This is a genomic window from Myxococcus llanfairpwllgwyngyllgogerychwyrndrobwllllantysiliogogogochensis (assembly GCF_006636215.1).
In the GTDB taxonomy this organism is placed as follows: domain Bacteria; phylum Myxococcota; class Myxococcia; order Myxococcales; family Myxococcaceae; genus Myxococcus; species Myxococcus llanfairpwllgwyngyllgogerychwyrndrobwllllantysiliogogogochensis.
This window is the reverse complement of record NZ_VIFM01000024.1, coordinates 41110-55042: the sequence shown is the minus strand read 5'-3', so window position 1 is coordinate 55042 and position 13933 is coordinate 41110. Positions and strand designations below refer to the sequence as shown.

Annotated in this window: 13 protein-coding genes; 9 read left to right on the top strand and 4 right to left on the bottom strand. The window is 69.2% G+C overall.

Translation table 11 applies throughout. The features are described 5' to 3' along the window. The first annotated feature begins 31 nt into the window (after positions 1-31). Genes glgA through FJV41_RS08600 form a run of 3 tightly spaced genes read left to right on the top strand, consistent with a single transcriptional unit; the run spans position 32 to position 2903 of the window. A complete protein-coding gene (glgA, locus tag FJV41_RS08610) occupies positions 32-1465 on the top strand; it encodes a glycogen synthase GlgA (RefSeq protein ID WP_141641941.1) in 1434 nt (477 codons plus the stop codon). Positions 1466-1500: 35 nt separating this feature from the next. Continuing rightward, the gene (locus FJV41_RS08605) at positions 1501-2418 is read left to right on the top strand and encodes a serine/threonine protein kinase (RefSeq protein WP_141641940.1); all 918 of its coding nucleotides are present in this window, start codon (positions 1501-1503) and stop codon (positions 2416-2418) included. Further along, positions 2418-2903: an LEA/WHy family protein gene (locus tag FJV41_RS08600; RefSeq protein WP_141641939.1), complete on the top strand. Its 486-nt coding sequence runs from the start codon at positions 2418-2420 to the stop codon at positions 2901-2903. The genes FJV41_RS08605 and FJV41_RS08600 overlap by 1 nt, the downstream gene beginning before the upstream one ends. Positions 2904-3043: 140 nt before the next feature. On the opposite strand, the gene FJV41_RS08595 is transcribed toward FJV41_RS08600, so the two are convergent. Further along, positions 3044-4387, bottom strand: coding sequence for a hemolysin family protein (locus tag FJV41_RS08595; RefSeq protein ID WP_141641938.1), 1344 nt, complete (start codon positions 4385-4387; stop codon positions 3044-3046). 54 nt (positions 4388-4441) lie between these two features. Here FJV41_RS08595 and FJV41_RS08590 point away from each other — a divergent pair, with 54 nt between their 5' ends. Then, on the top strand, positions 4442-5227 hold the full coding sequence (locus tag FJV41_RS08590; RefSeq protein WP_141641937.1) for a pilus assembly protein N-terminal domain-containing protein: 786 nt from the start codon (positions 4442-4444) through the stop codon (positions 5225-5227). On the opposite strand, the gene FJV41_RS08585 is transcribed toward FJV41_RS08590, so the two are convergent. Further along, the gene (locus tag FJV41_RS08585; protein ID WP_181790491.1) at positions 5224-6783 is read right to left on the bottom strand and encodes an LVIVD repeat-containing protein; all 1560 of its coding nucleotides are present in this window, start codon (positions 6781-6783) and stop codon (positions 5224-5226) included. The two genes, FJV41_RS08590 and FJV41_RS08585, sit on opposite strands and share 4 nt — an antisense overlap. 244 nt (positions 6784-7027) lie before the next feature. Between FJV41_RS08585 and FJV41_RS08580 the strand changes: the two genes are divergently transcribed. Beyond that, complete coding sequence (locus FJV41_RS08580; protein WP_141641935.1) at positions 7028-8035, top strand: hypothetical protein; 1008 nt, start codon at positions 7028-7030, stop codon at positions 8033-8035. A gap of 58 nt (positions 8036-8093) precedes the next feature. Next, positions 8094-9086 (top strand): WD40 repeat domain-containing protein, encoded by a 993-nt coding sequence (locus FJV41_RS08575; RefSeq protein ID WP_141641934.1) that lies wholly within the window; start codon positions 8094-8096, stop codon positions 9084-9086. 2 nt (positions 9087-9088) lie between these two features. Here FJV41_RS08575 and aat read toward each other — a convergent pair whose 3' ends face one another. Continuing rightward, entirely contained in the window at positions 9089-9787 is a 699-nt protein-coding gene (aat, locus tag FJV41_RS08570; protein WP_141641933.1) for a leucyl/phenylalanyl-tRNA--protein transferase, read from the bottom strand. A 12-nt stretch (positions 9788-9799) separates the two neighbouring features. After that, a complete protein-coding gene (locus FJV41_RS08565; protein WP_174487811.1) occupies positions 9800-10642 on the bottom strand; it encodes an LEA/WHy family protein in 843 nt (280 codons plus the stop codon). Positions 10643-10698: 56 nt separating this feature from the next. Here FJV41_RS08565 and FJV41_RS08560 point away from each other — a divergent pair, with 56 nt between their 5' ends. The 3 genes from FJV41_RS08560 (at position 10699) to FJV41_RS08550 (ending at position 13906) form a co-directional block, all read left to right on the top strand. After that, on the top strand, positions 10699-11337 hold the full coding sequence (locus tag FJV41_RS08560) for a hypothetical protein (protein WP_141641931.1): 639 nt from the start codon (positions 10699-10701) through the stop codon (positions 11335-11337). 112 nt (positions 11338-11449) lie between these two features. Continuing rightward, positions 11450-11629, top strand: a complete 180-nt coding sequence (locus FJV41_RS08555; protein ID WP_174454862.1) for a hypothetical protein — start codon at positions 11450-11452, stop codon at positions 11627-11629. A 138-nt stretch (positions 11630-11767) separates the two neighbouring features. Next, positions 11768-13906 carry a TonB-dependent receptor plug domain-containing protein gene (locus tag FJV41_RS08550; protein ID WP_246137095.1) on the top strand — a complete coding sequence of 713 codons (2139 nt, stop codon included), beginning with the start codon at positions 11768-11770 and terminating at the stop codon, positions 13904-13906. Positions 13907-13933: the final 27 nt, after the last annotated feature.

Here is a 13933-nt window from a genome sequence, read left to right as displayed (position 1 = left end):
ACTCATCCCGTGCAACCGTCATGGTTGCCACATGAAGATTCTCTTCATCTCCTCGGAGGTGGCGCCCTTCTCCAAGACGGGAGGGCTGGGGGACGTGGCCGGCGCGCTGCCCGTCGCGCTCGCGTCGCTGGGCCATGACGTCAAGGTCGTCACCCCGCGCTACCGGGATTTGCGGGACGCTGGGCGCCTGTCTCCCACGGGCCAGTCGCTCCAGCTTCGCTTCCCCTTCGGAGAGCAGGGCGGCCCCATCCTCTCCGCGCGGATGTCGGAGCGGCTGGAGGTCCTCTTCCTGGAGAACGAGTTCTTCTTCGGCAACCGCCACGGCCTGTACGGCGATGCATGGGGCGAGTTCGGCGACAACGCCCGGCGCTTCGCCTACCTGTCCGTGGGCGCGCTCCAGGCCGCCCAGCGGTTGGGTTTCGTGCCGGACATCATCCACGCCAACGACTGGCAGACGGGGCTCGTCCCGGTGGCGCTGCGGCGCGGCTTCCAGTCCACCGCGCTGGCTTCCGCCAGGAGCGTGTTCACCATCCACAACCTCGCGTACCAGGGCCAGTTCCCCAAGGGTGTGATGGCGGACCTCGGGTTGCCGTGGGACTTGTTCACCTCGGAGGGGGGGCTTGAGTTCTACGACACCGTCAACCTGCTCAAGGGCGGCCTCGTCTTCGCCGACGCGCTCACCACGGTGTCCCCCACGTACGCGCGTGAAATCCAGACGCCCGAGCAGGGCTACGGGCTGGACGGCCTGCTTCGCCGCCGCTCCCATCGGCTGCACGGCATCCTCAACGGGGTGGACACCCACGAGTGGAACCCGGCCACGGACCCGTTCCTCCCGGAGCGCTTCGGCCCTCGGGAGCTCGCGGGCAAGGCGGTGTGCAAGCGCGAGCTGCTCAGGCGCTTCGGGTTGCCGGAGGGGGATGCGCCGGTGTTCGCCATCGTCAGCCGGCTGGCGTGGCAGAAGGGCATGGACCTCCTGCTGGACGCGCTGCCCACCGCGCTCCAGGCGGACATCCGCTTCGTGGGCGTGGGCAGCGGCGAGGGTCCCCTGGAAGAGGGGATGCGCGCGTTGCAAGAGCGTTACCCGAAGCAGGTGTCCGTGCACCTGGGCTTCGACCCGGCGCTGTCACATCTGGTGGAAGCCGGGGCGGACTTCTTCCTGATGCCCAGCCGGTATGAGCCGTGCGGCCTGAATCAGATGTACTCCCTGCGCTACGGGACGGTGCCCATCGTCCGGGCCACCGGAGGGCTGGTGGATACCGTGGAGGGAGGGCTGGACGGCAACGGAATCCTCTTCGAGGCCTTCCACCGGGCCGCCCTCCTGGCCGCCTTCCGCAGGGCCCTCTCCCTCTACGCGGACCCGCTCCGGCTCGGGGATTTCCGGCGTCGAGGCATGGAGAAGGACTTTTCCTGGGATGCGTCCGCCACCCGGTACGAGGCGCTGTATTCAGCCCTCGTTGCTGAATAATGGGTGCGGACGGAAAATCGCAGTAGGCTTGTGCCGTGGCGGAAGCTCCGGACCTGGGTGGTTATGAGGTAGTCGGCCGGTTGGCTGTCGGCGGCATGGCGGAGGTGTACCAGGCGAAAGCCCGGTCCACGACGCAGCGCTCGCCGGGCGAGCCGGACGAAGTCGTCATCAAGCGACTGCATCCGTCGTTTCGCAACGACACGGCCTATGTGAAGGCCTTCGTCGACGAGGCGAAGCTGACGGTGCGCTTGCGGCACGCGCACATCGTCCGGACGTTCCGCCTGTTCAAGGCGGGGCCGGACTACCTCATGGTGCAGGAGCTCGTGAGTGGCCGGACGCTCGGCTACATGCAGGAGCTGTTGCTCAAGGCCGGCGCGGCGATGCCGCCCGAGTCCGCCTGCTACATCGCCTGGTGCATGCTCAAGGCGCTCGACTACATCCACCGGGCGAAGGTGGGGGAGAACGGCGCCACCATCGTCCACCGCGACATGAATCCGGCCAACGTGCTGTTGGGCATCAACGGCGACGTGAAGGTGACGGACTTCGGCGTGGCGGAGGTCGAGGGGATGATGCGCGGTGATTCCGGAGCGCTGCGCGGCACGCTGCCGTACATGAGCCCCGAGCAGGTGCTGGGGCAGGCGGTGGATGCGCGCACGGACCTGTATGCGGTGGGCGTCATCCTGTGGGAGCTGTTCGCCAGCCGGCGGCTGCACTCCGGGGAGAACGAGTCGGACCTGATGCACCAGGTGCGCGACGCGCGGGTGCCGCTCTTGTCGTCGGTGACGTCGGACCTGCCGGACTACGCGGTGCAGGTGGTGCGCAAGGCGCTCTTCGCGGACCGGGTGCGGCGCTTCCAGTCGGCGGCGGAGTTCATCAAGGCGCTGGAGGCGCTGTCCCGCCGCGCGGGCTGGCCCCTCACGGTGGAGGCGCTCCAGCCCCTGCTGGGCGGCTGATGCGAGAGCGTCGCGAGCTGCTGGCGCTGCTGGCGGGCGCCCTCCTGTCTTCGGGGTGCCTGGGCTCGGTGCCCTTCCAGCCGCGCGCGTATGACGACGCGGTGAGGGTCGAGTCGCTGAGCGTGGACTTCCATGCGGACGGCTCGGGGGTGCTCGACGTGGGGCTCCAGGTGAAGAACCCGTCTTCGGACGCGGCCACCCTCACGTCGGTGGACTTCGAGCTGTGGGTGGACGGACGGCGGGTGGCCTCGGGGCAGCAGCACGTGGACGCGGCGCTGCCTCCCGATGGGGAGGCTCCGCTGCGCGTGCTCTTCCCACTGGCCGCCGAGCGCGTCATCGCCGTCACGGGAGAAGCGCCGGTGCCGGTGCGCGTGCGCGGTGGCGTGGTGCTGCGCTTCGGGCGCACCGAGCGGCGCGCGCCCTTCCGGGTGCAGGGCTCGCAGAAGCTGACGCATGTGCCGCCGCTCGAGGGCGCGAGCGACTGAATCACGCGACGGGTTCGCCGCAGCGGTAGCATGTGCCGCCGCTCGAGGGCGCGGCCGACTGAAACACGCGGTGCTCGCAGCGACGGGTGCCCGTGCCGTCGCTCGAGGGCGCGAGCGACTGAGGTGCTTGCGCCGTGCGCTCAGGACTTGGCGGCCGGCGACTCCGCGCGAGTCTCCTTGGCGCGGGGCTCCTTGCCGGGCGTGCTGCTCTTGAGCCGGGACATGCGCACGCGGTCGATGCGGGCGCCTTCCTTGTTGGCGACGACGAACTGCCAGCCGTTGTAGGTGAAGCGCTCGCCCACGTCGGGCAGATGCCCGGCCAGTGACGACAGGTAGCCGCCCAGCGTGTCGAAGTCGCCCTCGGGCAGGGGGAAGCCGAACGCCTGCGTGAAGCGGTCCACCTCCATCGCGGCGTCCACCATGAAGCTGCCGTCCGCCATCTTCTCGACCAGCTTCTCCTCCACCTCGAACTCGTCGCCGATGTCGCCGACGATTTCGCGCAGGATGTCCTCCAGCGTCACGATGCCCATGAAGCCGCCGTACTCGTCGACGACGATGGCCATGTGAATCTTGCGCTTCTGCATGTCCCGCAGCAGGTCGCCGATGGGCTTCATCCACGGCACGAAGTGCGCGGGGCGGATGATGTCCTGCAGGACGATGAGCTCCGGGTGCTGGAGCAGCGGGATGATGTCGCGCGCGTGCAGTACGCCGATGATGTGGTCCACGTCGTCCCGGTACACGGGGATGCGCGAGTGGTTCTCCTCGGCGAGCAGCCGCAGCAGGTCCTCGGAGGAGATGGTGCTGTCCACCGTGACGACTTCCGTGCGCGGCACCATGACGTCGCGGCAGCGCTTGTCGGACAGCTCGAAGATGGAGCGGATGAGCTGCGGGGCGCTCTTGTCGACCTCGTTCTTCGCCGCCTGCGCGGCCAGGAGCTTCTCCAGCTCCTCCAGCGGCGGGGGAGGGGGCTCGAAGCGCAATGTGCGGCCGAACGTGCGGGCCACCAGGTTGAGCACCCCCAAGACGAAGCGCATCGGCGGATACAGCACCGCCACCAGCAGCGACACGACGCCGGACAGCCGCAGCGCCCAACGCTCCGGGTTGGCATTGGCGAGCCCGCGCATGGTGACTTCCATGAGGCTTGCCAGCACACCGACGAAGAGCGCGCCCGCGGCGACCGTGGCCACCGGCAACCAGGCGGCCTCGCCGTAGCGCGTCAAGTCCAGCATGCGCGGCGGGACGAAGGCGCCGATGGCGGCGGCCAGGAATCCGCTCAGCAACGTGCCCAGCCGCAGCGCGGTGGCGGTGGCCTCGCGCTCCGTCTTGTGGCGGAGGACGCGTCGGCTCGACGCGCCTTTGTGCTGTTCCGCCAACTCCTGGGCGCGCAGGTCGGAGGTTCCGTAAAGCGCGGACTCCGCCGCGGCGACCAAGGACCTGACGAAGCACAGCGCCAGGCAGGCGACCCAGAGGGCCCAGGTAGGCATAGAGGCCCGTTCTTATCCCGTGCTAAGGGTCCGTTCCACCCCGCCGGAGCCCTCATGCCCGCTCGCATGTATTTCCTTGGCGCACTCCTGGCCCTTCTCGTCCCCGCCGTGGCTGGCGCGTGGCCGGTGGACATGGTCCTACCCCTGGAGGCGGGCAAGGAGCGCTTCCAGAAGCTGGCGGCAGTGGACTGGGTGGAGGTGGAGGACGCCTCCGTCGCCACCGCCGAGGTGCTCCCGGGCACCAACGAACTGTTGCTCACCGGTCAGAAGGAGGGGCGCACGCTCCTCCTGCTGTTCGCGGAGGGGCGCTTCGCGGTGTGGCGCCTCACGGTGGGAAATCCGCCGCCGGAGGACGTCTCGTCCAAGCTGACCTCCGCGCGCAAGGCCTGTCCGGACCTGAAGGCGACGCAAGGCGCGGAGCGCTCGCTCACGGCCACGGTGAAGGACGCCTCATGCCGCGCGGCGCTGCTGGAGATGCTGCGCACGGATGCGTATGTGGCGCGCGAGCTGGAGCTGACCTTCGAGGTGCCGGCGCTTCAGGAGCAGCTGTCCTCGGTGGTCGCCGCTCTCCAGCCGCTGGGCCTGACGGCGAACTACAGCGGCGCGGGCCTGGTGGTGACGGGCACCGCGAGTCGCGAGGACTGGCACCGGGCGCTGTGGGAGCTGTTCCGCCGCTCCGTGGGCCGCGTGCCCCTGGAAGACCGGGTGGAGCTGAAGGCTCCGGAGCCGGCCGCGGCGGTGCCGGACGCTGGCCCCGCTGTCCAGGTGGAACCGCCGGTGGAGGTGGAGATTCTCTCTCCGCCTCCGAAGAAGCCGCCGCGCAAGAAGCGCGGAGGCTAGGGCGCTGTCTCTCGCAGGATGATGAGTCCGCGCGACGAGTCCACCGTGTAGATGTAGCCGTCGCCCGGCACGCGGATGCCGAGGGCGCCGTCGTAGAAGCTCTCTCCCCGTCCCGCGTCGTCCGGCCGGAAGGTGCGGTAGTGGGCCACCTCGCGCGGAGCCTCCGGAGTGGACACATCCAGCACGCGCACGCCCTCGTGGTACCAGGCGACGTAGAGCTTCGTCCCGGACAGCACCATGTTGTGGATGGAGATGTGCTCCCGCATCCGGTGCTCGCCGAGGAGCTTCACGGAGGCTGGGTCCGTGACGTCGAGCACGCGCAGATGCGCGCCCCAGTCCTCGCCGCCCTCGAAGGCGATGATGCGCTCGCCGTAGCGCGCGACGGCGCTCGCGTGGCTGGTGGAGTGCGCGTAGCGGTAGGAGCCGAGCTGCCGGGGCGTCCCGCTCTGCTCCAGCGCGCCGATGACATAGCCGGCGCGCCAGAAGTTGACGTAGAGCTTCCCCTCGAAGGCGAACATGTCGTGCGGCCCGTAGGAACTCGCGGCGTCGAAGCCCGCGGCCTGGAAGGCGCCCGTCAGCCGTGGAGACAGGGGGGTGGTGACGTCGTAGACAAGCACCTCTCCGGTGGGCGCGGGCGAGGCGGCGAGCAGCGTGTTCTCGTACACGAACACGGTGTGCACGTTGGTGCGCGTGCCTCCCGTCGCGAACGCCTCCACGGGATGGGCGGGGTCGGTCAGGTCGAAGACGATGACCCCGCGCACGCCGCTGGCGACATAGAGCGCATCGCCGTGGGACCAGACGCCGTTCCAGTACGTGTCATTGGTGCGCTGGATGTGCTCGGTCAGCACGGGGCGCGCCGGGTCCCTCACGTCGTAGACGAAGAGGCCTCCGCCGAGCGAGACGACGTAGGCGTGCCCGTGAGTGACGTACACGTCGACGGGCAGTCCCGGTGTCACAGGCGTCTCGGACACCCGTTCCAGACCGGAGGACTCCGGTTCGTCCGTGGGGACGGTGACCTTCTTCGCGTCGAAGGTTCCTTCGCCCTCCACTCGTCCGTTGAGGCATTCCACGAAGCAACCCTGCAGCCGTCCGGGCTCTGGAGACTGGCAGCCCAGGAACGAGCGGCGACGGACACCGTTCGTGCCTTCTGTGCGCGAGGCGGAGAGGAAGATATTGCCGCCAGCCACACCCACCAGTCGCGTGTCCAGGTTCAGTCCACCCGCGGACTGGGTGCCGGTGGAGGCCAGCCTCATGGACAGGGGCGCGAAGCTGTAGGTGTTTCCGTAGCGAGGATTCCTCGCGCGGACGTGAAGGGTATAGACGCCGTCCAACTCCAGTGTCGCGAGCCCTCCCGGAGTGCAGCCGCTCGCATCGAAGCTGCCCTGGCTTCCGCAGGCATTGGAGGCTGTGTCCACCTTGCATGCGGCGAAGGCGCCGTTGTCCTTCCAGTCGCCCTCGTCCGAGCCGCCCGAGGGGCCGGGCATTGGTGTCTGCTTGTCGTTGCTGCAGGCCGTCAGGGCCAGGGTCACCGCGGCCAGCGTCAACAGGGCACGCATGGAGCTCATCCTGATGGGGGTGGGGTGTGTCCGCGTCGGAGGGACGCGGAGGTGTTCATATCGCGACGGCCGGCGCTTCGCCTGTCGCGTCCGCATGCGGCAGGTATCCGCGTGGGAAGGGTCGACGCTGGGGACGTTTCAGGGTGTGCCGTGAGGAGGCCGGCATGAGGTATGACGTCGCGTGTTTCCGGCCCGGGCGTGGCGGGTTCGTGCGTCACGGCGCCGGGGTCTTCTGGAGGAGCCGATGCGATTCAAGATGCGGTCGACTTCACTGGTGCTGAGCCTGACGCTGCTCGCGCCGCTGGGGGCGAGCGCCCAGTTCGATGATGGCGAGGTGGTGCTCACCGCGCCCACCGAGCCGGAGCGGGGCTGTCCGAAGCGCCCGGACCTGGTGCCCTTCACGCCGCGCGCGCAGGTGGGCATGGAGGGTTCGGGTTGGCTGGTGCATCAGGCCATCATCCCCGAATCGAAGGACACCTTCTTCAAGGGCCGCGAGCGGGAGCGCTCGGGGGTGAAGCGGGTGCCGGAGGAGGAGGTGCGGCGGCTCGGCGCGCCGGACCCGACCATCCCGCTGTGGGTGTTCGGCAAGGCGGACACGGCGGCCTGTCGCGCGGTGCCCGTCAGCTGGTGGGCGGCGCGGATGGGGGCGACGGACGTGGACCGCAAGACGTTCCTCATGGCGGAGATTGAAGTGGACTGCGACGTGCTGCCACCCGGGCGTCTGTCCGGCACGCCGGTGGCGTTGCGGCAGAAGGATGAGCCCACGGGGTGCAAGCTGCGCAGGCCCACCGAGCGCGAGACGGGCAAGGATGGAGAAGGCCTGCCGCCGGATGTGTTGGAGTTCATCCCCGCGCGCGACTGTGAGTCGCCGGAGTGCATGCGACTGTGGGAACGCATCGGCGCGAGCTGGGATGACAGCACCACGGTGGGTGACTTCACGGTGTCGTGGATGGAGCGCAAGGGGAAGAAGGACCCATGCGACTGGCCCACCGAGGACCTCTCGCTGTTGCTCTACCGTCCTCCAGGGGCACTCACCCCGGCGCTGTTGCGCAACGGGGGCACGCAGTTCTTCGGCGGCTTGCACGACAGTGCGGGGCTGAGGTTCGTGCTCAGTCGAGACCTGGGCTCGCTCTATATGCACGAGGCCGCGAAGCCGAAGGCCGCACCGAAAGCCGTGCGTTATGGGAGTCCGACGGAAGAGGACCTCATCCTCACCAAGCGCACCCTGTCTCCGTGCAAGGTGAAGCGCTGACCTCGATTTTCGCGGGGCCTGTCAGGCCGTGATGGCGCCGCCTTCGGTCAGCGCCATCATGGACTCTCGCTTCCAGGTCATCACTCCGGCCAACGTCTCGCGGTTGAAGCAGGTGGGGCAACTCGGCCCCGCGCTTCCGTCCTACACCTCGGGCCAGAAGCTCGCTTTCGAGCCGGGCGGCACCGCGCTCCTCGCGTTGAGCAACAGGGGAGCACTGCTTCGGTGGTGGGACGTGAGGGCGCCGTCGGAGGGGCCGCTGCATGCCCACGAGCAGCGGCTCGAAGGGAACGCGGCGATGTTTCTCGACGCCGAGCGCGTCCTGGCCGTCGCTCCCGCGAACCGCTCGCCCTCGGGGCTTTGGCGCCCGAGGTTGGTGCTCCTCTCCACGAAGGATGGGTCGCTGATGCGTGAGCAACACCTGGCCCATGCGGTGACCCTGTTCGCCATGTCTCCGGGCGGGGAGCGGGCTCTGCTGATTCCGTTGGATGGCGATGCGCCCCTGATTTGGGACGTGAAGTCCTGGCGTCCCCACTGCGAACTCGCGCCGCTGGACACGGGCGTGTCCCTGACGGCGTGCGCGCTGTCTCCGGATGGGCGCTTCGCGGCGGCGACCGTCACCCCGGACGACAAGCGGAAGGAGAACCTCTGGCTCTGGGACATCGCCGACGGGGCGCGCCCGGTGGCGCTGTCCATCGAGGCGCCGACGACGTGGAGCCTCGCTTTCCATCCGACGGAGTCCCTTCTCGTCGTGGGTGGCAACACGGAAGATGTTGCCGTGGTGCACGTGGGCGAGCGTCGGCTGGTGAGGACGCTTCATGGCTTCAGCGGCTATGCGTGCAACCTCAACTTCAATCCCCAGGGTGACCTGCTCGCGGCCTCACGTGATGGACAAGGTTTCGGTGTCCATCACTTCGATACGGGGGAAGAGTTGTTCAGCATCAGCGACCAGGATTCCCTGCAGACGAGCGATGCGCTCTTCTCGCCCGATGGCCGGCTCGTCGCCTGGGGCTGGGGTGATGGCACCGTGGACCTTTGGGCGGTGACCGACTGAGGTCACTGCGCGGGGACTTCCGTCCACTTCCCCTGCCGCGTCGGCTCGCGCAGGGCCTTGTGGAGCGCGGCGAGGAAGCGCTTTCGTGGCCATGACTCCGCACCGAACCTCGCCAGGTGTTCGGTCTCCACCTGGCAGTCCACGAGCTGGAAGCCCCAGTCCTTGAAGCGCTCCACCGAGGACACGAACGCAACCTTCGACGCATCCGGCGCCAGCGCGAACATGCTCTCACCGAAGAACGCCGCGCCCAGCGACACGCCGTACAGCCCGCCCTTCAATTCGCCGTCCTGCCACGCCTCCACCGAGTGCGCGAAGCCCCGCTCGTGCAGTTCGACGTACGCCCCCAGCATCTCGTCCGTAATCCACGTCCCGTTCTGCCCGGGACGTGTCACGCGGCCGCACTCGGTGATGACGCGCGCGAAGGCCGTGTCGTAGCGCACCTCGTACTCACCCCGAGCCATCGTCTTGCGCAGGCTGCGGCCCACGTGCAGCGTGTCCGGCGTCAGCACGAAGCGCGGGTCCGGCGAGTGCCAGAGGATGGGGTCCCCTTCACTGAACCAGGGGAAGATGCCGCGCGAGTACGCGGCGAGCAGCCGCTCCGGGCTCAGGTCCCCGCCCACGGCGAGCACGCCGCTCTTGTCAGCGCGCTCCGGAGGCGGGAACAGCTCCGGGTGCTCGTCACTCAACAGATAGATGGGCACGCACCGCCCACTCTACCGGGACACGTTCAGCTTCACCTCGCCCGAGAGTGAATACGGCACCCGCATCAGTGGACCGGTCAGCTCCCCTGTCACCCCATAGGGCAAAACGCCCCGGGAGATGAGGGCCTTCACCTCCGGCCCCCACGAGTCTTTCGTCACCGCCACCTCCACCGGATACACCCCCGTGGCGGACGCATCCACGCTGTCCGACTGGGCCAGCGTTCCGCTGTCCAGCGCCTTGCCCGCCACCGCCATCTGCCACGTCAGCCCGCTGAGCTTCAGCGGGAAGGGATTGGGGTTCTGGATACCCAGCCGGAGGTTGAGCTGCACCTCCTCGGCGGAATAGCGCGCCCCATCCAGCTCCTCCACGACGATGGTGGGCAGCCGGGGCACGCGCACCGCGCGACTCGCGGCGAACGGAATCTGTTGTTCGGAGTCACCCGAGCGCACCACCAGCACACCCCTGAGCGCCAGGAGCACCGTGCCACCCTGGGCGCTCAGCCGCGCCAGGTCTTCCGCGCTCTGCACGTAGGCCGCGCGCTCCTCGAAGGACACGTCGCCCGGAGCGCCCGGCGCAAGCCGTGTCTCCAGCTTCATCGTGCCCTTCTTCAGCACCTTCCCCTCGGAGACCAGCTCGTAGTCGGCGCGCTCCACCACGCCGGGCGCGGCGCTGGACACCTGGGCGCTGTAGCGCAGGGTGGCCTCTGTCAGGCCCTGCGACACGACGGACGTGTCCTGCGCGGTGAGGGTGGCGGAACCAGCCGGCCGGGTGGAGGACGAGGCACACCCCAGACCCACCAGGAGCAGTGCGGCAAGCTGGACGACGGGCGAAGTCGAGCGCATCACGTTAGACATTGTGTGCACCCCGGAAGCCGCCCCCAAGGGCTTTTCCGCTAGACTGTCCACCACTCGTGGTCCGACGCCGCCCCAACTTCAACAAGACGGTTCGCTCCCTCATCAGGGACATCGCGACGAAGCTGCCGGAGTTCGCCCACGTGAAGGCGGGCCGCATCCTGGTGGTGGCCGGTGAGGCGCGCCGCGCTTCCCGTGGCACCGTGAAGCCCTTGTGCTTCCGGGGCGGCAAGTCCACGGACCGCACGGGTCGGCGCAAGCCCGTCATCCGCATTCGCGGCCGGCGGATGCTCTACTGCATCACCCTGCGACCCCTCTTCTTCAGGGGCTCCACCGCCCAGGCCCGCCTGGAGACGGTGCTGCATGAGCTCTTCCACCTGTCGCGCCGCTTCGACGGCACCCTGCACTCGGGCCGGCGCCACGCCGTGCTCGGCAAGGACTTCTCCCGGAAGCTGCGCCCGCTCGTGCGCCGCTACCTCAAGCTGTGCCCTCCGGAGCTGCTGTCCGCCCTGGCCCTCACCGGCGAGGTGCGCGTGCTCCAGTGGCTGGAGCGCCCAGGTCCCGCCTATGTCCCGGGGACGCACCGACGTGTGCGCAAGGTCTACACCGAGGACCAGCTGTACTACGGCATCGCGCGCATGGTGACGCCCAAGCCCCGCGTCCCTCGCGAAGCCGCCGTCCGCCTCAAAGTCCACTAGCAGTCCGCTTCCTGGCCGCCCCTGTACACCCCAGGACACTGCCCGTCTGAATGGTTTGACTTTGATAATGAGTATCAATATCGTCCGTTGCGTTTCAGACAGCGGAGCGGTGATGAGCGACGGGTGCCAGCAGGGCGGTGGAGCGGACGAACTGCGGTGCCTGTGCGGGAGTCTGCTGGCGAGGTTGGTGCCGGAGGGTGTGGAGCTGAAGTGCCGTCGCTGCCACCGCACGCGAGTGGTGCCGCTGGAGCGACCGCCGGGTGGTGGGAGCGCGCCGAACACGGGCGGCTGAGCAGGTGGGAGTGCCCGGGCGTGACCAGGCCCGGCGTGTATCGAGAGTTGACTGAGGCCAGAGGCCCTTGAGCCCAGCGCCCCGCGGGGATTCCATCCGGAAGTGGAGTCCCACCGGCCATGAGCCGGAGGACGTTGAATGCGTGGGAGTTGGTGTCTCCTCGTGCTGGCCTGCGCCGCCCCCCAGGTGGCGTGGGGCCGCGCGTCGCCCGAACTGGCGCAGGCCGCGGCCCCGGGTGAAGCGGTGTCCGCCGAGGCGGAGCAGCCTTCTCCCGCGTCGAATCCGTCCCTGAATGAGCAAGCGCCTGTCGCGGCCGAGCCTGGCTCCGCCGAGTCGAGCGCTTCCGAGGATGCGGCAAAAGTGTCGAAGCAGGCCGAGGTCGTCGCGGGTCCAGGGGCCTCGACGACCTCGGCATCTTCGACACCCGCCGAGGCCTCGCAAGACGAGGTGCCGGTGGCGCGCACCGTGGTGACGGCGTCGCGCACCCAGGAGCGCCTGGGTGAGACGCCCGTGGCCACCGAGGTCATCACCCGCGCGGACATCGTCGCGAGCGGCGCGCGGGACGCGTCGGAGTTGCTCGCCGCGCATCCGGGCCTGGAGGTGGTGCAGACCTTCGCCGGAGCGTCGCTCCAGGTGCAGGGCCTGGGGCCCGAGTACGTGCTGGTGCTGGTGGATGGAGAGCGCGTCGCGGGCCGTGTCGCTGGCAGCGTGGACCTGTCCCGGCTGTCGCTCGAGGACGTGGAGCAGGTGGAGATCGTCAAGGGGCCGTCGTCAGTCCTCTACGGCAGTGACGCCGTGGGCGGCGTGGTGAACTTCATCACGCGACGGGCTCGCAAGCCGCTCGGCGGTGAGCTGCGCGTGGCCTATGGCGAATTGGAGCGGCTGGACCTGGATGCGACGGGCGAGGCGCGTGGCGAGAGCTGGGGCCTGCGGCTCAGCGGTGGCTTGCAGCGCCGTGCGTCCTACGATTTGGAGCCCGCGGACGTCGGCACCACGGGCAGCAGCCTGGAGGGCTTCGACGTCTCCGCCAGCGGAGACCTGAAGGGCGAAGGTCCCCTGTCACTGGAAGGGTCCGCAGGCTTCTCCCGACGCACCCAGCGCGGCGTCGACCTGGGCGTCGCGGGCGCGGTGTTCGACAGGGCGAGCCGCGACACGTCCATCAACTCGCGGCTGGCGCCGTCCTGGAAGTTGAACAGCGGCGCGACGCTCCGGGTGGAGGGTTCGTATTCCCACTTCCAGCGTCGCTACCTGAGAGACCAGCGCCGCGCCTCCGCGCTGGACACGGTGGAGGACACGCGCGAGCAGCAGGGCCGACTGGGCACGCAGCTCGACGCGCGCGTGGGCGAACGTCACGCGTTCGTCGTCGGCGCGGAGTTCCTGGGCGAGTGGCTGGTGGCGGACCGACTGGAGACGGGCGAGGGTGACCGGGGCCGCGCGTCGCTCTACGCGCAGGACAGTTGGACGCTGGCGACGGGCCCCAAGCTGGTGGTCGTCCCGGGCGCGCGCGTGGACGTGGACACGCAGTTCGGCACGGCCGTCACGCCTCGACTCGCGGCGAAGGTGGACCCGCTGTCCTGGCTCACCGTGCGAGGCAGCTACGGCTGGGGCTACCGGGCGCCGGGCTTCCAGGAGCTGCTCCTCGACTTCGAGAACCCCAGCGTCGGCTACTCGGTGCGCGGCAATCCGGACCTGAAGCCGGAGCGCTCGCGCAGCTTCAGTGTGTCCACGGAGGTTCGGCCGTCGGATGCCTCGCTGATCTGGGTGAGCGCGTATCAGCACGCGTTGCGCGACATGATTGGCACCACGCTCCAGCAGGGCGGAGAGCAGCAGCTCTTCACCTACGTCAACGTGGCGCGTGCGCGCGTGCGTGGCGGTGAGCTGGGCTTGCGCCAGCGCTTCCCGTGGCGCCTGTCCGGCGAGGTGGCCTACACGCTCACCGACGGACACGACGAGGAGCTGGACCGGGCGCTGGAAGGTCAGGCGCTCCACCGGCTCACCGCGCAGGCCACGTGGCGTCACCGCGAGTGGGGCCTGGAGACGTGGGTCCGCGCGGCGCTCGTGGGCAAGCGTCCCTTCTATCCGGACACGGATGGTGACGGCGTCGCCAATCCCTACAAGTCGGAGGCCTACGTCACGGTGGACGCCCGCATCGCCTGGAGGGCGCGCGAGTCGCTCCAGTTCTTCGTGCTCGGCTCCAACCTCGCCGACGCGGGCAATCCCACGGACCTGCCCATTCCACCACGCACCTTCCAGGCCGGCCTCTCGTTCCGGCTGTGAGTCACCCCGAACCTTCAAGGAGCCTGA

Coding starts and splice junctions, on each gene's coding strand:
- glgA (WP_141641941.1), top strand. CDS start 32: ATGAAGATTCTCTTCATCTCCTCGGAGGTGGCGCCCTTCTCCAAGACG.
- FJV41_RS08600 (WP_141641939.1), top strand. CDS start 2,418: ATGCGAGAGCGTCGCGAGCTGCTGGCGCTGCTGGCGGGCGCCCTCCTG.
- FJV41_RS08595 (WP_141641938.1), bottom strand. CDS start 4,387: ATGCCTACCTGGGCCCTCTGGGTCGCCTGCCTGGCGCTGTGCTTCGTC.
- FJV41_RS08590 (WP_141641937.1), top strand. CDS start 4,442: ATGCCCGCTCGCATGTATTTCCTTGGCGCACTCCTGGCCCTTCTCGTC.
- FJV41_RS08585 (WP_181790491.1), bottom strand. CDS start 6,783: ATGCGTGCCCTGTTGACGCTGGCCGCGGTGACCCTGGCCCTGACGGCC.
- FJV41_RS08580 (WP_141641935.1), top strand. CDS start 7,028: ATGCGATTCAAGATGCGGTCGACTTCACTGGTGCTGAGCCTGACGCTG.
- FJV41_RS08575 (WP_141641934.1), top strand. CDS start 8,094: ATGGACTCTCGCTTCCAGGTCATCACTCCGGCCAACGTCTCGCGGTTG.
- FJV41_RS08565 (WP_174487811.1), bottom strand. CDS start 10,642: ATGTCTAACGTGATGCGCTCGACTTCGCCCGTCGTCCAGCTTGCCGCA.
- FJV41_RS08555 (WP_174454862.1), top strand. CDS start 11,450: ATGAGCGACGGGTGCCAGCAGGGCGGTGGAGCGGACGAACTGCGGTGC.
- FJV41_RS08550 (WP_246137095.1), top strand. CDS start 11,768: ATGCGTGGGAGTTGGTGTCTCCTCGTGCTGGCCTGCGCCGCCCCCCAG.